This window comes from Mammaliicoccus sciuri (assembly GCF_025561425.1).
Lineage (GTDB): Bacteria > Bacillota > Bacilli > Staphylococcales > Staphylococcaceae > Mammaliicoccus > Mammaliicoccus sciuri_A.
The window spans coordinates 1,717,996-1,739,312 of sequence record NZ_CP094824.1 but is presented as its reverse complement, the minus strand read 5'-3'; the positions used below and the strand labels follow the sequence as shown (position 1 = coordinate 1,739,312).

General features: G+C 31.5%; 20 protein-coding genes. All 20 read left to right on the top strand.

The window, feature by feature from the left end:
* Positions 1-115 precede the first annotated feature (115 nt).
* The 20 genes from MUA60_RS08965 (at position 116) to MUA60_RS08870 (ending at position 21,297) form a co-directional block, all read left to right on the top strand.
* Positions 116-679 (top strand): dihydrofolate reductase family protein, encoded by a 564-nt coding sequence (locus MUA60_RS08965; protein ID WP_262647967.1) that lies wholly within the window; start codon positions 116-118, stop codon positions 677-679.
* 12 nt (positions 680-691) lie between these two features.
* Positions 692-1,108: a GNAT family N-acetyltransferase gene (locus MUA60_RS08960; RefSeq protein WP_262647966.1), complete on the top strand. Its 417-nt coding sequence runs from the start codon at positions 692-694 to the stop codon at positions 1,106-1,108.
* A gap of 11 nt (positions 1,109-1,119) precedes the next feature.
* Positions 1,120-1,971: an aminoglycoside 6-adenylyltransferase gene (locus MUA60_RS08955; RefSeq protein WP_262647965.1), complete on the top strand. Its 852-nt coding sequence runs from the start codon at positions 1,120-1,122 to the stop codon at positions 1,969-1,971.
* Between the two features lie 317 nt (positions 1,972-2,288).
* Positions 2,289-2,732 (top strand): hypothetical protein, encoded by a 444-nt coding sequence (locus MUA60_RS08950; protein WP_262647964.1) that lies wholly within the window; start codon positions 2,289-2,291, stop codon positions 2,730-2,732.
* A gap of 192 nt (positions 2,733-2,924) precedes the next feature.
* Positions 2,925-3,269 carry a 30S ribosome-binding factor RbfA gene (gene rbfA / locus MUA60_RS08945; RefSeq protein WP_262647963.1) on the top strand — a complete coding sequence of 115 codons (345 nt, stop codon included), beginning with the start codon at positions 2,925-2,927 and terminating at the stop codon, positions 3,267-3,269.
* 429 nt (positions 3,270-3,698) lie between these two features.
* Positions 3,699-4,574, top strand: coding sequence for a tRNA pseudouridine(55) synthase TruB (truB, locus tag MUA60_RS08940; RefSeq protein WP_262650607.1), 876 nt, complete (start codon positions 3,699-3,701; stop codon positions 4,572-4,574).
* Positions 4,575-4,586: 12 nt separating this feature from the next.
* The gene (locus tag MUA60_RS08935) at positions 4,587-5,543 is read left to right on the top strand and encodes a bifunctional riboflavin kinase/FAD synthetase (protein ID WP_262647962.1); all 957 of its coding nucleotides are present in this window, start codon (positions 4,587-4,589) and stop codon (positions 5,541-5,543) included.
* Between the two features lie 102 nt (positions 5,544-5,645).
* On the top strand, positions 5,646-5,915 hold the full coding sequence (gene rpsO / locus MUA60_RS08930) for a 30S ribosomal protein S15 (RefSeq protein ID WP_025905354.1): 270 nt from the start codon (positions 5,646-5,648) through the stop codon (positions 5,913-5,915).
* 121 nt (positions 5,916-6,036) lie between these two features.
* Positions 6,037-8,151: a polyribonucleotide nucleotidyltransferase gene (pnp, locus tag MUA60_RS08925; protein ID WP_262647961.1), complete on the top strand. Its 2,115-nt coding sequence runs from the start codon at positions 6,037-6,039 to the stop codon at positions 8,149-8,151.
* 453 nt (positions 8,152-8,604) lie between these two features.
* Positions 8,605-9,825 (top strand): M16 family metallopeptidase, encoded by a 1,221-nt coding sequence (locus MUA60_RS08920; RefSeq protein WP_262647960.1) that lies wholly within the window; start codon positions 8,605-8,607, stop codon positions 9,823-9,825.
* 143 nt (positions 9,826-9,968) lie between these two features.
* Positions 9,969-11,642, top strand: a complete 1,674-nt coding sequence (gene rnjB / locus MUA60_RS08915; RefSeq protein WP_262647959.1) for a ribonuclease J2 — start codon at positions 9,969-9,971, stop codon at positions 11,640-11,642.
* 209 nt (positions 11,643-11,851) lie between these two features.
* On the top strand, positions 11,852-14,143 hold the full coding sequence (locus MUA60_RS08910; protein WP_262647958.1) for a DNA translocase FtsK: 2,292 nt from the start codon (positions 11,852-11,854) through the stop codon (positions 14,141-14,143).
* Between the two features lie 9 nt (positions 14,144-14,152).
* Complete coding sequence (locus tag MUA60_RS08905) at positions 14,153-14,866, top strand: GntR family transcriptional regulator (RefSeq protein ID WP_037587813.1); 714 nt, start codon at positions 14,153-14,155, stop codon at positions 14,864-14,866.
* 77 nt (positions 14,867-14,943) lie between these two features.
* Complete coding sequence (yfmF, locus tag MUA60_RS08900; RefSeq protein ID WP_262647957.1) at positions 14,944-16,218, top strand: EF-P 5-aminopentanol modification-associated protein YfmF; 1,275 nt, start codon at positions 14,944-14,946, stop codon at positions 16,216-16,218.
* On the top strand, positions 16,211-17,500 hold the full coding sequence (gene yfmH, locus MUA60_RS08895; protein ID WP_262647956.1) for an EF-P 5-aminopentanol modification-associated protein YfmH: 1,290 nt from the start codon (positions 16,211-16,213) through the stop codon (positions 17,498-17,500). The genes yfmF and yfmH overlap by 8 nt, the downstream gene beginning before the upstream one ends.
* On the top strand, positions 17,493-18,197 hold the full coding sequence (gene ymfI / locus MUA60_RS08890) for an elongation factor P 5-aminopentanone reductase (RefSeq protein ID WP_262647955.1): 705 nt from the start codon (positions 17,493-17,495) through the stop codon (positions 18,195-18,197). The genes yfmH and ymfI overlap by 8 nt, the downstream gene beginning before the upstream one ends.
* Before the next feature lie 16 nt (positions 18,198-18,213).
* A complete protein-coding gene (locus MUA60_RS08885) occupies positions 18,214-19,029 on the top strand; it encodes a YmfK family protein (RefSeq protein ID WP_025905363.1) in 816 nt (271 codons plus the stop codon).
* Positions 19,030-19,049: 20 nt separating this feature from the next.
* Positions 19,050-19,445, top strand: a complete 396-nt coding sequence (locus MUA60_RS08880; RefSeq protein WP_262647954.1) for a helix-turn-helix domain-containing protein — start codon at positions 19,050-19,052, stop codon at positions 19,443-19,445.
* A 64-nt stretch (positions 19,446-19,509) separates the two neighbouring features.
* On the top strand, positions 19,510-20,091 hold the full coding sequence (gene pgsA, locus MUA60_RS08875; protein WP_262647953.1) for a CDP-diacylglycerol--glycerol-3-phosphate 3-phosphatidyltransferase: 582 nt from the start codon (positions 19,510-19,512) through the stop codon (positions 20,089-20,091).
* 57 nt (positions 20,092-20,148) lie between these two features.
* Complete coding sequence (locus tag MUA60_RS08870; RefSeq protein ID WP_262647952.1) at positions 20,149-21,297, top strand: CinA family nicotinamide mononucleotide deamidase-related protein; 1,149 nt, start codon at positions 20,149-20,151, stop codon at positions 21,295-21,297.
* Positions 21,298-21,317 lie beyond the last annotated feature (20 nt).

Genomic DNA, 21,317 nt, shown 5'->3' with positions numbered 1-21,317 from the left:
GTAATACTTTTAATCAATTAGACACTTAGTATTAAATTTACAAGAAAGATTAAGATTTATCTTCTATTATCATTTCATGTATGATAATAGAAAGAGATGATTGGGGGTTCAATATATGAGTAGTGATGATAATAGTAGGAAAGTCATTTTAGATTTAGCTGTTACATTAGATGGTCTTATAGAAGGTGAAAATGGCGAGATTGACTGGTGTATTATGGAGCCTGAAATGAATTTTGATGATTTCTTAAATCAAGTCGATACAATTTTTTATGGAAGAAAAAGTTACGAAGCATGGGGAGATTTTCAACCGAGTTTAGAAGATTCAGAAGAAGACAAATTAATGTGGAAAAACATACATGCCAAAGAAAAATATGTCTTTTCAAAGAAATTTAAGTTTGAAGATAAACATGTCAATGTTATTAAAGATAATATCGTAGAACATGTAAATGAAATAAAAAGTAAGCCAGGTAAAGATATATGGTTATATGGTGGATCTAGCTTAATCACGACATTTGTAAATTATAGATTAGTAGATGAATATAGACTATCCATACATCCTATAGTTTTAGGAAAAGGAAAACCACTATTTATAGATATAGAAGATAGACAACAACTTAAACTAGTACATTCAAGAAAATTTAAATCAGGTGTTATACAATTAATTTATCATAATGAGTAGTAGGTGATGTTTATGTACACTTTTGAACGTGAATTTAAAAGCGAAAATATTGATAGTATAAAAGAAGTATATGAATCAGTTTGTTGGTTAGGTCATGATAACGAAAAAATAGAAAAAATATTTCTCAATAGTTCACATGTTGTAATAGTTAAAAATTACGATGAAGTTATTGCATTAGCGAGGGCATTAACAGATGGAGTGTTTAATGCTGCTATATATGATGTAGTTGTAAAGAAAACATATCAACAAAAAGGTATTTCAAGAAAAATGATTGAAATTTTATTAGAAGATTTAAAAGAAATATCATGTATTCATTTAATATCTACGACCGGTAATGAAGAGTTATATAGAAAGCTCGGATTTAAAAAATTAAAAACTGGAATGGCAATATATAAATCTATAAAATTAGGTAGTGAGTATACTGAATAGTAGGTGAAATCATGAAAACAGAACGTGAGGTATTGGAAGAAATTTTTAATAATGCTTCGATTGAAGATGATATTAGAGCAGTTTGCATGAATGGATCTAGGGTTAATAAATTTATTGAACCGGATGAATATCAAGATTTTGATATTGCATTTATCGTAAAGAATTATGAGTCGTTTATTCAACATTTATCATTTATTAAAAATTTTGGAGAGCCTATTATTTCTCAGTGTAATAGAGAGCGTTCTGATAGTGGTATAAAGGATCAATTATTTTATATGGTGTTGTTTGAAAATCACATGCGAGTAGATTTCAGATTTATACCAATTGAATGTATAGAAGCATATAGACATGAAGATTATTTACTGAAGGTATTATTTGATAAGGATAACTATTTTAGTGAACAAATTGAACTAAGTGATAAAAAATATCATATTAAGAAACCTAACCAGAAGCGATTTGATTTTGTTTGTAATGAATTTTGGTGGTTATCAACATATGTTGTTAAAGGCATTAAAAGAGAAGAAATTTTTTATGCTATCGATCATTTAAATATGATGCGTGATTTACTTTTGACTATGTATGACTGGAAAGTCGGTAACAAATTTAATTGGCAAATCTCAACGGGAAAAAATCATAAATTATTAAAAAAATACATTTCTAAGTCTGAATGGAATAAATTGTTGGCATCATATCCACATGGTGAAGTTGTAGATATAACAAATTCATTATTAAGTATTACAGAGCAATTTTATATTTTATCAGTTGAAATAGTCAAAGATTTAAATATGGAACTAGAAACTGCGGAAGCAAATAAGGTTATTAAGTATAATCATAATCAAATAACTGGATTTACTGACATGTAAATGGGAAGTATACCTTAGCTGGAGATATACTTCCCATTTTTGGAAGATAAGCACTTTTATTGTTGAGTCGAGAATACGGATTCTCTTCAAGTATATAAATATACTTGATATATATATAGCATAACTGTTTATTGAGAAAAGTGAAATTTGTGTTATGGATGATGACTTGTTATGTGACAGTTGATGACATTCATTAAAGTACGAATCATTATTTTTTGATGTATATTTACACTGTAATAAGGGAATAGGTAAGTAAATAGATTGGATGCAGTAAAGTTAATCATGAACTACAAATATGACGTATTGGAGTGGTTCTTATGCAAACAATGATTGTTTATTTTGTCGGCTGCTTTATCGGATTTATTGTACATCGTATATTTCAAACTGAAAGTATGTGGATGAATGTCGCCCAATTTTCAATATTTTTTGCGTTTATGTATACATTTATTGGTAGATTTATGCCTTCTATTCGAAATTCACTTATTAAAATGGTTCCGAGTAATATTCCAGATCCGAAAATGATTGTGTATGTAACGGGATGGTTAGAATTTGTCATTGCGATAAGTGTGTTTATTCCTAAAGTTAATTTTGTATTCAGTGTGATTAGTATTATTTTATGCTTTGTATTGTTCCCTAGTTATATAAAAGCACACGCTAAAAATATTACTATAGGTGGAAAAGTACCAATGAATATATATTTAAGAGCACTGTTGCAAATATTATTTATTGTTTCATTTATTATCATCTTTAAGCATGCATGAGATGGTATATAGTGAAGTATTGATGGATGGTTGTGGAATTCTTTTTAACTTATTTTACGATAATCTTTCATTTATTTTTCTAATGCAATTTAAACAAATAATTAATGGAATGATTATCTTTTTAAGCATTCAAGCATGTGCTATAATGTACTAATGTATATAGAGAGATGAGAATGTTAAGAGGTGAAAGATATGAGTATTCGTTCTGAACGAGTAGGCGAACAAATGAAAAAAGAATTAATGGATATCATCAACAATAAACTTAAAGATCCGAGAGTTGGATTTTTAACAATTACAGATGTAGCACTTCCAGGAGACTTATCACATGCTACAGTTTATTTAACTGTATTAGGTACTGATAAAGAAAAAGAAGATACATTTAAAGGTTTAGAAAAAGCAAAAGGCTTTATTAAATCAGAATTAGGTAATCGTATGAAATTACGTATTTTACCAGAATTACATTTTGAATATGATGAATCAATCGATTACGGTAATAAAATTGAACGCATGATTCAAGATTTAAATCGTAATGATTAATCCAAATTTAGACTAAGACACTATAAGATGTCTTAGTCTTTTTTTGATTAGAGAGGCTGTAACGACCATTATTCCGAATTGTGGTAATTAGAGCGACGCCTATGTTAGGGACATTACTCGGAATTCTGTCTCTAAGCGCCTTCGTTAGGGACATTACTCGGAATTCTGTCCCCAAGCGCCTATGTTAGGGGCATTACTCGGAATTGTGTCCGTAAGAGCCCGCGTTAGGGACATTTCTCAGAATTCTGTCCGTAAGCACCTTCGTTAGGGACATTTCTCAGAATTCTGTCCCCAAGCACTCGCGCATTTTTTATGAAATTGAGTTATTTCTTCTTTTTATGAATATTTTCATGTAAAATTAAAAAGAATAGAAACATTATGGAGGTCGTAAATTTGGATGGCATTCTAGCAATTCATAAGGAAGTTGGTATGACAAGTCATGACGTCGTATTTAAACTTCGTAAAATTTTAAAAACAAAAAAAGTTGGCCATACTGGAACTTTGGATCCTGAGGTAAGTGGTGTACTACCGATTTGTGTTGGGAAAGCGACGCGTGTGAGTGATTATGTGATGGAAAGTGGCAAATCATACAGAGCGGAAGTAACGATTGGTATGAGTACAACGACTGAAGACCAAACTGGTGAGATTGTAGATCAGAAGCGTGTTGATCAAAATTTATGGGACAAGGATGACATTATTGCGACTTTAAAACAATTAGAAGGTGACATTGAACAAATTCCACCTATGTATTCTGCTGTTAAAGTTAATGGTAAGAAATTATATGAATATGCTAGACAAAATATAGAAGTTGAACGTCCTGTAAGAAGAGTACATATTAACAGTATTGATTTAATTTCTGATATTATTTATGAGAATGATACTTGTAAATTTGAAATTGAAGTTGAATGTGGCAAAGGTACATATATTAGAACGTTAGCTACTCAAATTGGTGCGTTACTTAATTATCCTGCTCATATGTCTCATTTAATTAGATTGAAAAGTGGCGGTTTTACTTTAAATCAGGCTATTAAATTAGATGACTTAAGAGAAATTGTTGAGCAAGATAAGTTACAAGATGTGATTCTTCCATTAGAATATGGATTGAATGGTTTAACGAAAATTACCGTACATGATAAAAATATCGTAACGCGTATTCAAAACGGACAAAAAATAGAAAAATCTTTAATAGATGAAAGTAAACATGATGGCGAATTTGTTGTTTGGTATGAAGACAAAGCAATTGCTATTATGGATACTTACGATAAAAATGAAACACTTTATAAACCGAAAAAAGTTTTTCTTTAAAGGAGTATATTGATGGAAGTTATAGAAATTACACACCCAATTAAATCTAAACAATTTGTAAATGAAAATATTGCTTTAGCTATCGGTTTTTTTGATGGCATACATTTAGGTCATCAACAAGTTCTTAAAAAAATGATTAAAGTAGCTAAAGATAAACATTTAAAAAAAGCTGTTATGACATTTGATCCTCATCCTTCAGTTGTCTTAAATCCTGAAAAGAAAAGAACAACGTATTTAACACCTATTGCTGATAAAATTGAAGCAATTGAAAAGTTAGGCGTAGATTACTGTTTCGTCGTTAACTTTTCTTCGACATTTGCAGATGTGTCTGCAGATGATTTTATTGACCAATATTTTATACAAAATCATGTAAAAGCTGTTATTGCTGGCTATGATTTCAGTTTTGGTAAATATGGAAAAGGAAATATGGCATCATTACAAGAGAATGATTATCCATTTGATGTATTTGTTGTATCTAAGCAAACATTACATGAGGATGAAAAAATTTCAACAACGAATATTAGAACATCACTTGAATTAGGTGAAATAGAAGCTTGTAATTTAGCTTTAGGACGCCCATATGTTATTAAAGGTATGGTTGTTCAAGGCGAAAAAAGAGGGCGTACGATTGGTTTTCCTACAGCTAATGTTGAACCAAGCGATGACTATGTATTACCCAGAAAAGGTGTTTACGCCGTAACATTATTAATTAAATCAAGAGATAAATCATATAAAGGTGTGTGTAACGTTGGTGTGAAACCAACATTCCATGATCCATCTGTTTCTCAAATAAGTATTGAAGTTAACATCTTTGATTTTGAAGAAAGTATATATGGTGAGCGTGTAGAAGTATATTGGCACCATTTTATTAGACCAGAACAAAAATTTGATGGCATAGATGCACTTGTTAATCAAATTAAGCAAGATAAAGAAGAAACAAAAGCGTTATTATCACTTGAAAGAACATAAAGAGTTATGTATAATGATTTGAGTGCCTAATCCTTGGCTTATCGACACTCCGACGATCAGCTCAGGTTTACGGTGAATACAATTATAGGAGGGAAATTGACAATGGCAATTTCACAAGAAAGAAAAAACGAACTAATTGAACAATACCGCGTACATGAAACTGATACTGGTTCTCCAGAAGTACAAATCGCAGTTTTAACAGCAGAAATCACTGCTTTAAACGAACATTTACGTACTCACAAGAAAGACCATCATTCACGTCGTGGATTATTAAAAATGGTTGGTCGTCGTAAACATTTATTAACATATTTACGTGAAAATGATGTTCAACGTTACCGTGATTTAATTAAATCATTAGGATTACGTCGCTAATCGTAATTTCAATCGAAGGAAATCAATCAGATTTCTTTCGATTTTTTTTATAAATAAATATAAAAAATATGTGTATAATGGTATGATATAAGAGATTAAGTGTATGAGAGGAGATTCATAAATGTCTCAAGAGAAGAAAGTCTTTAAGACAGAATGGGCAGGAAGTCCATTAATAATTGAAACAGGCCAATTAGCAAAACAAGCTAATGGTGCAGTATTAGTAAGATATGGGGATACAGTTGTATTATCAACAGCAACTGCATCAAAAGAACCTAGAAATGTAGACTTTTTCCCATTAATGGTTAACTATGAAGAAAAAATGTATGCTGCAGGAAAAATTCCTGGTGGCTTTAATAAACGTGAAGGTAGACCTGGTGAAGATGCTACTTTAACAAGTAGATTAATTGATAGACCAATTCGTCCATTATTCCCTAAAGGGTACAGACATGATGTTCAAGTTATTTCTATCGTAATGAGTGTTGATCCAAACTGTTCTCCAGAAATGGCAGCTATGATCGGTTCTTCAATGGCATTATCAGTTTCAGATATTCCGTTTGAAAGACCAATTGCAGGTGTAAACGTAGGTTTAGTAGATGGTGAATTTGTTATCAATCCAGATGTTGAACAAAGAGAAGTTTCTTTATTGGATTTACAAGTAGCGGGTCATAAAGATGCGATTAACATGGTTGAAGCAGGTGCTAAAGAAGTAACTGAAGAAACAATGTTAAATGCTATTTTATTTGGTCATAAAGAAATTCAAAGATTAGTTGAATTCCAAGAAGCTATTATTGAAGATATTCAACCTGAAAAAGCTGAATTTATACCTGTTGAAATTGAAGCTTCATTTGAAGAAACAGTTCGTGCTAAAGCAGAAGCTTTAGATATTATTTCAGCAATCAGAACTGAAGAAAAACAACAAAGAGATATTAATATTTCTGCAGTTAAAGAAGAAGTTCTAAATGACTTTACTAACGAAGAAGATCCAGAGAACGAAGAAGTTCTTAAAGATGTAAGTAAAGTATTAGATGCACTTGTAAAAGAAGAAGTACGTCGCTTAATTACTGAAGATAAAGTGAGACCAGATGGACGTAATCCTGAAGAAATCAGACCATTATCTTCTGAAGTTGGATTATTACCAAGAGCTCATGGTTCAGGTTTATTTACACGTGGACAAACTCAAGCATTTTCAGTTGCGACTTTAGGTGCATTAGGTGAACACCAAATCATTGATGGTCTAGGTACAGAAGAACAAAAACGTTACATGCATCACTATAATTTCCCTAACTTCTCAGTTGGTGAAACAGGACCAGTAAGAGCACCAGGACGTCGTGAAATTGGTCACGGTGCATTAGGTGAACGTGCATTGTTACAAGTTATTCCAGATGAAAAAGAATTCCCTTATACAATAAGAGTTGTTTCTGAAGTACTTGAATCAAATGGTTCATCATCACAAGCTTCAATTTGTGGTTCAACTTTAGCATTAATGGATGCAGGTGTGCCAATTAAAGCACCAGTTGCAGGTATTGCAATGGGCTTGATTACTAAAGATGATAACTACACAATTTTATCTGATATTCAAGGTATGGAAGATGCACTAGGTGATATGGACTTTAAAGTTGCAGGTACAGAAAAAGGTATCACTGCTATTCAAATGGACATCAAAATCGATGGTTTAAGTGAACAAATCTTAAAAGAAGCACTTGAGCAAGCAAGAATTGGTAGATTATATATCTTAAATCATATGCTTGAAACATTAAGAGAACCTAGAGAAGAACTTAGCCAATATGCACCTAAAATTGAAATTATGCATATTAAACCAGATAAAATTAGAGATGTTATCGGACCTGGCGGTAAGAAAATCAATGAAATCATTGATGAAACAGGTGTTAAATTAGATATCGAACAAGACGGTACAGTATTTATCGGATCTAAAGATAAAGAAATGATCGACCGTGCTAGACAAATTATTGAAGATATTACAAGAGAAGCTGAAGTCGGTGCAATTTATATGGCTACAGTTAAACGTATCGAAAAATTCGGTGCATTTGTTGAAATCTTCCCAGGTAAAGATGCACTTGTTCATATTTCTCAATTCTCTAACGAAAGAGTTAACAAAGTTGAAGATGTAGCTAAAATCGGCGACCAATTCTTAGTAAAAGTAACTGAAATTGACCGTCAAGGACGCGTAAACGCATCACGCAAAGTGTTGTTAAACGAAGATAAAGAACAAAAATAATAAATAAAATGATTCAGATAGGGACATTGACAATCATTAAAATCTGAAATTTAAAGTGTCAACAAAGTCATAGATTTTGTTGGCATTTTTTTATGAGTAAGTAGAATAAAAAGTTACACGACATATGTTAGTAGTGGTATGAAAATGGGTGTCGTTATTAGCAGTTTTGGTAAAAGGTGCAAATACTGGTGTCGTTATTAGCAGTTCTGGCAAAAGGTGCAAATACTGCGATCATACATGTACATAATACTTCTCAATACTTATAACAAGAAAGGTTTTAAATTGATGATTGCTTCATATAAAATACATTTATAACCGATACGCCTGAGGGAATTGTACAAGTCGAAGAATACAGGATGAGACTGTACCCTAGCCAAGAGAGGTTATGAAAGTATGTATGTCTACTAATAGAGGGACATTGACGTGTCCCTATTTATTTTGAGGTGAATAAATATGGCTGATTTACAACGACTGAATAATGGAACGACTGTTATTTTTGAAGAAGTTCCGAACAGTGAAACAATTAGTGTAGGTGTTTATGTCAATACTGGAACGGGTGACGAAGGTGACTATCCTGAAGGTATTGCGCATTTTATGGAACACATGTTGTTTAAAGGTAGTGAACATTATACAAGACAGCAATTATCAAATGAATTTGATAAAATTGGCGGCTATAACAATGCATATACGACAAAAATGTATACTTGTTATTTCTGTAAAACATTAAAAAGATTTGAACATAAAGCAATTGATTTACTTATAGATATGGTTAAAAACCCGCTATTTCTTGAAGAAGAAATTGTTCGTGAGAAAAAAGTCATTTTAGAAGAAATTAAAATGATTGAAGATACACCAGAAGAATGGTTAATGGATAAATTAGAACATGAAATTTATAAAGACCAACCATTAGGACGAATGATCCTTGGTACGCCTGATAGTGTCAATCAAATTGATAGAGATACATTAATAGATTTCCATAAAAAATATTATCAAAGTAATCGATTAATTGTATCAGTTGCAGGTGCCTATAGCGAGTCTATGAAAGAAACATTGCTTAAGCAATTATCTGATGGCATTGAAATACCAGTTAATCAACAAGAACAAAGCATGACTTTTATTGAGAAGAAAGAAACTTGTTATAAAAACGAGCTAGAACAAACGCATTTTATGAGAAGTTATGATGCACCAAGTTATAATGATGAACATTATTATGCAACGAATATATTGAACACGATTTTAGGCGAAACAATGAGCTCTAAATTGTTCCAAGTTCTAAGAGAAGAACATGGATTATGTTATAATGTTTACTCAGATTTTCAAAGTTTTCACAATGATGGTTTACTGACAATTTATGTAGCAACTGATAAAGAAAATGTCGATGCATCTAGTGAACTTATTACTGAAGTGCTTGAGTCATTATTAAATGACGGTATTACACAGAATGAATTAGACGATGCTAAAAGTCATATTATCACAAGCTTTTTAATGGCATCTGAATCTAACCAAAATAAAATGACGAGAAATGCACGTTCAATCATGTTTCATAATGAATTAATTACGAATGAGCAGTTCGAGCAAGAAATTAATCAAATACAATTAGCAGATATTAAATCAGCTACGAAAAGATTACTAGATGCACCTTATTCTGAGTTTATTTTGACAGAGAAATCGTAAAGTTATGACCTGATATAAAAATTATTGTCTTCCTTAATTTAAAATATGTATAAGACTGTTGTATGTGCTTGTATAATCGATTATATAAATGGTATGATTAAATAAATATATTATGGACGGGACTACATTTAGGAGGAACAATTTTGAGTTTAATAAAAAAGAAAAATGATAAAATTCGTATCACACCACTCGGTGGTGTAGGAGAAATTGCAAAAAACATGTATATCGTTGAAGTGGACGAAGAAATGTTCATGTTAGACGCTGGTTTAATGTTTCCAGAAGACGAAATGTTAGGTGTAGACGTTGTTATACCAGACATACAATATGTTATTGAGAATAAAGATAAACTTAAAGGTATCTTTTTATCACACGGACATGAAGATTCTATCGGTGCTGTAAGTTATATACTTGAAAAGCTTGATGCACCAGTATACGGATCAAGATTGACGATCGCATTAGTTAAAGATCATATGAAAGCAAGAAAAATCAATAAAAAAGTACGTTATTATACAGTAAATAAAGATTCTGTCATGAGATTTAAAAACGTTAACGTGACATTCTTTAATACAACACATTCTATCCCAGATAGTTTAGGTGTATGTATCCATACATCATATGGTGCAATCGTTTATACTGGAGAATTTAAATTCGACCAAAGTTTACAAGGTGCTTATGCACCAGATATCGCTAAGATGACTGAAATTGGTCAAAATGGCGTATTTGCGTTGATTAGTGATTCAACAGAAGCGGAAAAGCCTGGCTATAACGTTCCTGAAAATGTAATCGAGAGTCATATGGTTGATGAATTTGCAAAAGCAAGCGGACGCATTATCGTGTCTTGTTATGCATCTAACTTTATTCGTATTCAACAAGTACTGAATGCGGCTAGTAAATTAAACCGTAAAGTTTCATTCTTAGGACGTTCTTTAGAAAGTTCTTTCAATGTTGCACGTAAATTAGGTTACTTCAATATTCCAGAAAATCTTTTAGTACCTGTGCATGACATTAGTAAATATCCTAAAAATGAATTAATTATTATTGCTACAGGTATGCAAGGTGAACCGATTGAAGCATTAGGTCAAATGGCTCAACAAAGACATCCTATTTTAAATATTTTAGAAGGCGACAATGTTTATATTTCTACAACAGCTTCTGCTAATATGGAAGTGATTATTGGTCAAACTTTAAATGAATTAGTTAAAGCTGGCGCACACATTATGCCTAATAACAAAAAAACACATGCATCTAGTCATGGTTGTATGGAAGAACTTAAAATGATGCTTAATTTAATGAAACCTGAATACTTTATTCCAGTACAAGGTGAATTTAAAATGCAAATCGCACATGCGAAATTAGCAGCTGAAACAGGCGTAGATCCTGAGAAAATTTTCTTACTTGAAAAAGGTGACGTTGTTAATTTTGATGGCGAAAAAATGATTGCTAATGAAAAAGTTACAGCTGGTAACGTATTAATTGACGGTATCGGTGTTGGAGACGTCGGTAATATTGTTTTGAGAGACAGACACTTATTAGCTGAAGATGGTATATTTATTGCTGTTGTAACTTTAGATCCTAAAAATAGAAAAATCGTTGGTGGACCTGAAATTCAATCACGTGGATTCGTTTATGTTAGAGAAAGCGAAGAATTATTAAACGATGCTTCAGAAAAAGTCCGTGAAATTGTTGAAGAAGGTTTACTTCAAAAGAAAATTGAATGGTCTGAAATGAAACAAAATATGCGTGATAAACTCGGTAAGTATCTATATGAACAAACGAAACGTCGCCCGATGATTATTCCAATTATTTCAGAAATCTAATGAATTGTTTTATGGATGATTTTTAACAGTCAAGAGATGAGACTAAATTCTATATCAATATAATGGGTTTTTCCATCTCGGCAAAGATGAACAAATAATGTGTCGTACATGTTATTTGTTCATTAACTGCCTACATACTATATGAGGCTGAGACATCTATTTATGTCCCAGCCTCTTTTTGCATTATAGATAAGGAGGCTATTTCAAAAATGGTACAAAAGAAGAAGCCAGCAACACGTAAAAGAAAAACAACACGTGGCAAGAAAAAGCAAAAAGATAATACATTAAAATACGTCATACAGATGATTGTGTTGTTTTTACTCGTGTTAGGTATTTTTCAATTAGGATTTATAGGTTTAATGATTGATAGCTTCTTTCATTTCTTATTTGGATTCTCAAAATATTTCACCTATATACTGATAGCGATTATTTCACTATTAATAACAGTGAATGGTAAATTAAAATTCACAAGAAGAGTAAACGGATTGCTCGTCTTTCAAGTAGCATTGCTATTTATTATGCAGTTAGTATTATATTTCAAAGATCCATCGTTTAAAACGTTTAAGGCAACATTGAGTGAAACATATTCAAGTTTAGAACGAAATGCATTTTACTTTAACGGTGGTGGTTATATTGGTTATTATGCATTTAATGTCATAAGCAAGCTTATTTCTGTCTTTGGATATAGTTTATTAACGATACTCGTTTTACTTTCTAGTGTCATTTTAATCATGAAGAAAAGACATCGTGATATTACGAAATCAGCATTTGATATGGCGCAAAGTAAAACTAAATCAAAAATGACAAACCTTAAACAAAAAAGAGAAGAAAAAGCGAAAGCTAAACAACTAGAAAAAGAAAAGCGTCAAAAAGAGCAGCCTAAAGACGTTTCACATTTAGAAGAAGTCGAACCAGTTCAAGAAATTTCTAAAAATGACCAACAACAAACTAATGAAGAAATTCCAATCTTTGAATCACAAGAAAAGTTAGCTGCTAAAAGGGCACAACAACCTAAACAAACGGTTCAAAAAGAGCATGATAATCATGAACCTGAAATGAATGAATCAACAATAGATGAGACAGAGAATTTAAATTATAAATTACCACCGATTACGATTTTAAATGATCCACCTAAATCACAATCTGTGTCTAAAAAGACCGTTCAAGAAAAAGGGAAACTACTCGAAGCTACGTTAAGAAACTTTAATGTCGATGCGAAAGTAACTCAAATAAGAATTGGACCAGCTGTTACGCAATACGAAGTACAGCCAGCACAAGGTGTGAAAGTAAATAAAATCGTCAATTTAAGTAATGATATTGCACTGAATTTAGCAGCAAAAGATATTAGAATTGAAGCGCCTATTCCAGGTAAGTCGGCAGTTGGGATTGAAGTACCTAATGAACATATTTCAATGGTAACGCTGAAAGAAGTACTGAATGAGGCAAAACCAACATCAAATAAACTTGAAGTTGCTTTAGGAAGAGATATTTCAGGTGAACCGATTACAGCAGAATTAAACAAATTACCTCACTTACTCGTAGCAGGTGCTACAGGGAGTGGTAAATCAGTTTGTATTAATGGTATTATCACAAGTATATTAATGAATGCTAAACCACATGAAGTAAAATTAATGCTTATTGACCCTAAGATGGTCGAATTAAATGTGTATAACGGTATGCCACATTTATTAACACCTGTTGTTACAAATCCTCAAAAGGCAAATCAAGCATTACAAAAAATTGTGTCCGAAATGGAAAAAAGATACGACTTGTTCCAACACGTTGGTGCAAGAAATATTGAAGGATATAATCAATTCATTGAACGTACGAATCAAGAAATGGAAGAAAAACAAGCACAATTACCTTATATAGTCGTCATTGTTGATGAACTTGCTGACTTAATGATGGTTGCTGGTAAAGATGTTGAATCATCCATTATGAGAATCGCACAACTTGCTCGTGCAGCAGGTATTCACTTAATTATTGCAACACAAAGACCATCTGTTGATGTCATCACGGGTAGTATTAAAGCTAATATACCTTCTAGAATTGCATTTGCAGTAAGTTCTGCAACAGATTCTAGAACAATTTTAGATAGTGGTGGTGCTGAAAAATTACTAGGTAGAGGTGATATGCTATTCTTATCTAGAGATTCTTCAAAACCAACTAGAATACAAGGTGCATTTCTTTCTGATGGTGAAGTTGAATCAGTTGTCCAACATGTTGTTGGAGAACAAACAGCGAACTATGTTAAAGAGATGGAACCTGACGAACCAACAGAAGCAAATGAAATGGAAAGTGAAGATGCTTTATATAAAGAAGCATATTTATTTGTTGTAGAAGAACAAAAAGCAAGTGCGAGTTTATTACAAAGAAGATTTAGAATAGGTTATAATAGGGCATCTAGGTTAATGGATGATTTGGAAAATAATGGTGTTATTGGTCCTCAATCAGGTAGTAAACCTAGACAAGTATTGGTTGATGTTTATCAAGACGAATAGGGGGATATTATGTCTACAAATGCAAGTACAAATTTCGTTAAAAATTGGATATTAGAAAAAATTCAAACAGCTGAACTTAAACCGGGAGATGCTATTCCGAATGAGTTTGAAATTAAAAAGCTGTTAAATATAAATTATGATGAAATCGAAAAAGCCATACATGAACTTGTCACGGAACAAATTTTATCTCAAAAAACAGGCGACGTAACAGTGGTGAAACCTACACAACCATATTATTATCCATTAGACGAATTAGTTAGTATTACAAAAATGATTGAAAAGAATGGTGAAGTTGCTGGCACTGAATTTATTAGTTTAGATGAAGAAGTTGCAACTTTAAAAGATATAGAAGTATTAAACTTAGAAAAAGATGCATATATTTCAGTTATTGAAAGAGTACGTACAGCTAACGGTGAACCGGTCGTGTATTGTTTAGATAAAATTGCTACTGATTTATTCGCGTGCAGTGACTACCGATCCAACTCATCTATTTTATCCGCAATTGAAAGTAAAGTAGAATTTAAAATAACACATGCTAATACATCTATTGAATCTATTAGTTATGAGCCGTATATTAGTGAAATATTGAATTCTGAGCCAGATGATGCAATGATGTTATTAACACAAATTCATTATAATGAACATGGTACACCTGTTCTTTATTCACTAAATTATTTTAAAAGCAGTCTTGTAAAGTTTCGAATTACAAGAAATAGGATATAATAAATATATTGAGAGAAACAAAGTAACAATTGTTGCTTTGTTTCTCTATATACATACATATAAGAGAGGTATCTATTATGATAACAACAGAACATATACAATTATCTTCAAATGACGTTTATGTGATACCAACTGAAAAATTTAAAACAACGACTATCGTTTTTAAATTTGTAGCACCATTAAACAGTGAGACGATTACATCTAGGTCAATTTTAAGTAAATTAATTACACGTGTTACAAAACAATACCAAACTGATAAAGAAATGAATAATTTGCTTGCGGACTTATATGGTGCGCATTTATTTAGCTATGTCAATAAACAAGCTAATAATCATATTATGACAATTGGTATTGAAATCGTAAATGAAAAGTATTTAAATAGTGAAATTCCACTGTTTGAGCAAGCCGTTAAGTTATTGCACGAAGTGATTTTTAACCCACTTATTGAAAACGGGAAATTTAATGAAAAATATACGAAGCAAGAAAAATCCTTATTACATAAAAAATTAACTGCAATTGAAGACAACAAATCACAACGCGCATTTATTCAATTTATGAACCATATGTTTGAAGATGAGCCATATAAATATTTAGCTTCAGGTCGACTAGAAGACATTGATAATGTAACGCCTGAATCTTTAGTAAATACGTATCATGATTTGTTACATGAGAATGCGATATCTACATATATTATTGGAAATATTGAATTAGATGAAGTTAAATCATTATGTCATGAATATTTTAATTTCGATCATAATAGTCAATTAGAAATCGAAACGACATTATTAAAAGATATTAAAGAAGTAAAAGAAATAGTAGATTATACAAAGATTGATCAAGCAAAATTAAATATGGGATATAGGTTCCCAATAACATTCCATTCTAAAGAATATTATGCATTCTTAGTGTTAAATATGTTACTTGGTGGAGATGCTTCTTCAATTTTATTTAGTGAAGTACGTGAAAAACAAAGTTTAGCATATTCAATACATTCTCAAATTGATGCAAGAAATGGATTCTTATATATAGTTGGTGGTATCTCTAAAGATAAAGTACATGTCGCTAAAGAAACAATTTTAAATATATTTAAAGATATTCAACAAGGTGAAATTGAAACAGAGAGATTGACGTTAGCGAAGAAAGTCTTAATCTCACATGCACGAGAAATGTTTGATAAGCAACGACAAATGATTGACTTATTACATACTCATGCGAGATATCAATCCGTTTATAACTATGATGAGTGGATTAAAGAAATTGAATCTATCACTATTGAAGACATTAAAAAGATCGCACAACTTGGACAATTAGATACAATATATATACTGACTGAAGGTGATAACAATGCGTAATCAATATTATAAACAGATTGATGAAACTGTATTTGAAGAGACTTTAGAGAATGGTTTAAAAGTAGTAGTTATTCCAAAAGCAGGTTTTTCAAAGACTTTTGTGACATATACAACACATTTCGGTTCACTTGATCACACATTTAAACCACATGGCAAAGATGATTTTGTAACTGTTCCGGACGGGGTTGCACACTTCTTAGAACATAAATTGTTCGAAAAAGAAGATGGAGATGTCTTTACAAGTTTCGCTGAAAATGATGCACAAGTTAATGCATTTACAACATTTGATAGAACAAGCTATTTATTTAGTGCGACAGGTAATGTGCACGATAATATTATTCGTTTATTAAAGATGATTGAAAGTCCATATTTTACTGAGAAGACAGTAGAAAAAGAAAAAGGTATTATCGCTGAAGAAATTAAAATGTACCAAGAACAGCCGAATTATAAATTAATGTTCCAAACTTTAGGTGCACTCTATCATAATCATCCTGTTCAAGTGGATATAGCAGGTTCTGTTGAAAGTATTTATGACATTACGGCAGAAGATTTATATTTATCATATGAAACGTTTTACCATCCAGCAAATATGGTGTTAATCATTGTTGGAGATGTTAATCCTGATGAGACTATACAATTAGTGCGTGAACATGAATCCAAAAGAAATATGCATGAAATGCCACCTATTACGAGAAAAGCCATAGACGAACCGACATCTGTTCATACACCTTATGTCGAAACGAAAATGGATATTGTACAAGAAAAATCAATGTTGGCATATAAATTCAAGCCTAATACAATTTCTGATAAAGTTCGCGTCAAAAATGATATGGAAATGATGATTGCTTTAGATTTAATGTTTGGTGAACAAACTGAATTTTATCAATCAAATTTAGAAAAAGAAGTAATTGACGATACGTTTGGTTATCAATTTGCTAACGAAATGACATATAGTTATTTAATTCTAGCTGTGACAACTGATTATCATCATGAATTTAAAGAAGCGGTTAAAGCGGAACTTAAGAAATATATTGAAAATGGATTTGTGTCAGAAGAGTTAGAAAGAGTAAGAAAACAAACTTTAGGGGAAATTGTATCAAGCTTAAATTCTCCAGAGTATATTGCAAATCAATATACTAAATTCTATTTTGAAGGTGTAGAACTATTTGAACTTGTAAACATTTTAGAATCTATAACAGTAGAAAGTGTACAAGAAACATTGGCTTCGTTAATAGACTTCGATCATGTTGTAGAAAGTCGTTTGGTGAAACAAAATGGCTAGAACATTTATTGTTGGTGGTAGTGGTGACATTGGCTTATCGATTGTTTATGAATGTTTATCACTGGGTCATGAAGTGATACTGCATTATAATCGATCTAATATTAATGAACTTAAACAAAGGTATGCCGGTAAACCCGTTACTTTTCTACAATTCGATTTAACAAACAAAGATAATTTACAATCTTTAACATCAATCGGACATATTGATCAATTAATATATGCAGCTGGGCAATCGTCATTTGGTGCGATTCAAGATTTTACAGATGATGATATTGATGTTCAATATAACTTGAATGTATATGCGCTCATAAAAATTGTTCAATTATTTGTTGATGATATTAGAAAAAGTGAAAATGGCAGAATAATTGTTATATCATCTATTTGGGGAGAGACTGGTGCAAGTTACGAAACAATCTATTCAACAATGAAAGCAGCTCAACTTGGTTTTGTTAAATCTTTAGCAAAAGAACTTGCTTTAACATCTATTACAGTAAATGCTATATGTCCAGGTGTCGTTCATGGTAAAATGACAGATGAACTTGATGAAATTACACAAACACAATTAAAAGATGAAATACCACAAGGTCGGTTTGTTCAAACTAAAGAAGTTGCGGCAACGGTGGGATATTTATTAAATCCGTTATCTCAAAGTGTGACCGGTCAAGTACTTCGTGTAAACGGAGGATGGTATATTTAATATTGGGGTGGATATTATGGAAGAAGTCATTAAAAAAGAATGGTACTTAGAATACGATATACAAGTAAATAGAGCAGGTTTATTAGGGGATATTTCTAGTTTGCTTGGTATTTTAGGTATTAATATTATTACGATAAACGGTGTCGATCAAGGCCGAAGAGGGCTACTCATTAAGACAGATGATATGAATAAAGTTAAACGTTTTGAAAATATTGTTAAAGAAATTGATGATATCACAATTAAAAAATTACGTACACCTGGCTTAAGAGATCGATTAGCGGTAAGACATGGTAGATATATTAAACGAGATGTTGATGACAAAAAGACATTTAGATTCGAAAGAAAAGATTTAGGTTTGCTAGTTGATTTTATGGCAGAACTGTTTAAAGAGAACCGTCATAAACTGATTGGTGTGAGAGGTATGCCAAGAGTAGGTAAAACTGAATCGGTTGTTGCCGCAAGTGTGTGTGCCCATAAAAAATGGTTGTTTATTAGTTCAACACTTATTAAGCAAACTGTAAGAAGCTCTTTATTAAAAGGTGAATATAGTGATGAAAATGTTTATATTATTGATGGGGCTGTAACGTCTAAACAAACCGACGAAAAGCATAAACAACTCGTTAGAGAAGTTATGAGTTTACCAACAATTAAAGTAGTAGAACATCCTGATTTATTTGTACAGCGCTCTGAATATAGCCTTGAAGATTTTGATTATATTATTGAACTAAGAGAAACAGAAGACCAAGAAATTACATATGAGCAATTAAATAAAAATGATTTATTTACAAATGACAATATGGCATTTGGAGATGGATTTGGATTTTTTGAATAAATTGTTTGAGGTGAATATATTTGAAATATATTGGAGAAACGTTAGGAAGTAAAAGAGAACAATTAGGGATGACTTTAGTTGAACTTGAAGAAAAAACAAAGATACAACGACCATTTTTAATGATGATTGAAAAGAATGAATTTGAAAATCTACCAAATCCCGATTATACAAGAGGTTTTATAACGAAATATGCTTCGGCAATCAATATGAGTGCACCTGAATTAATTGATAAACATCAAAGTGAATTGCCAAAAACAGCACCTTCTGCTAAAGAAGCTTTTAGACAGCTTACGCAAGAAAAAAGAAGCCAAACTGAAATATCAGAGAATAATATGGTAGCTAAACTCATAACACAAATGGTTACGTTCTTTGGTATATGTTTAATTGGATGGATATTATTAATAATTATCATTTAATTATATATAGTATTGATTTATAATAGTATTATTATGCAGTTGTAAGAAAAGAAGGAGAACGAATATGAATATTCCTAATCAATTAACAGTATTACGTGTTATTTTAATACCTGTATTTGTTTTATTTTTACTTGTAGATTTTAATATGGGTGACATGCATTTCTTATTTGGACAAGAAATGAGAATAGAACAATTTATAGCTGGTATTATATTTATTTTAGCTTCTGTTACAGATTGGTTTGATGGCTATTTAGCGAGAAAATGGGAACTTGTTACAAACATGGGGAAATTTTTAGACCCTCTAGCTGATAAATTATTAGTAGCGAGTGCATTAATTGCATTAGTAGAACTTGATAAAGTATCATCAGTTATTGCTATTATCATCATTGCTAGAGAATTTGCTGTAACAGGTCTAAGATTACTTCAAATTGAACAAGGCTTTGTAAGTGCAGCTGGTCAATTAGGTAAAATTAAAACGGCTGTCACTATGGTTGCAATCGTATTTATCCTATTACAAGAACCATTCTCTACTTTATGGCAAATTAATCTTGGGCAATGGCTCATGTATATTGCTACTTTCTTTACAATTCTATCTGGTATAGAGTATTTTTATCATGGTAGAGATATATTTAAAGGATCAAAATAATAACAACTTTTAACCTACAACATTTCGTTTGTAGGTTTTTCTGTAGGAGGCAAAAGTATGAAAGTTAGTATTTTAAGCGTAGGTACTGAAATTTTATTAGGACAAATTGCTAACACAAATGCACAGTTTATATCAAAAGTACTTAATGAACTCGGTGCAAGTGTTATGAGACACGTTGCTGTAGGCGATAATCCTGGAAGATTAGAACGTACTTTTAAAGAAGAATTAGCGCATCATGACGTTGTGATTTTAACAGGTGGTTTAGGACCTACGAAAGATGATTTAACAAAACAAACTGTTGGTAAAGTATTAGGTAAATCGCTAGAAACAAATAAACAAGCTATGGATCAGATTGAACAATATTTTAAAAATGAAAACCGTACGATGACACCTAACAATAGACAACAAGCACTTGTTATTGAAGGTAGTGAAGTACTTAAAAATGACTTTGGTATGGCACCAGGCATGTATTTAGAACTGGATGACAAAAAAGTCGTATTATTACCTGGTCCGCCGAAAGAACTTCAACCAATGGTCAATCAATATCTTGTACCTTTCTTCTTAAATGAAGAACGTGTGATCTTTTCAGAGTCGTTGAAATTCATGGGTATTGGTGAATCTAGTTTGGAAACAGAGTTGATTGACTTAATAGATAATCAATCCAATCCTACAATTGCACCACTTGCTGGTCAACATGAAGTATCACTTCGTATTACAGCTAATGCGAATACTAAACAACAAGCGATAGATTTAATCCAGCCTGTTAAAACAGAAATATTAAATAGAATAGGCGAATTTTATTACGGTATTGATGATTTAACAGTTGAAGATGCTGTATTTAATGAATTAGACCAACCACTTGTTATCTATGATGGCATTACAGATGGGGTATTAAATGCGCGACTTAAGATTTCTAAAGATAGCAAACAATATTTAAAATCATATCTCTTACAAAATTCATGGACTGATAAAATGTTGAATATTAGTCAAGATGATTCAATTGAACAAATTGCTAATACGTTAAAATCAACATTTAATGTGGAAAGTGTTATCGTGTTAAAACAAGATCATAAAGAATCAACAGTATATATTTCACATATGCAAAAAACGGAAAAATTTATTTCGTCATTAAGTCAATCATATGCTGGAAGACGTGATAGAATAAGCAATATAGCACTTATAAAGTTTTTGAACCAATTAAGGTAACTTGCAATAATTTATAAAAT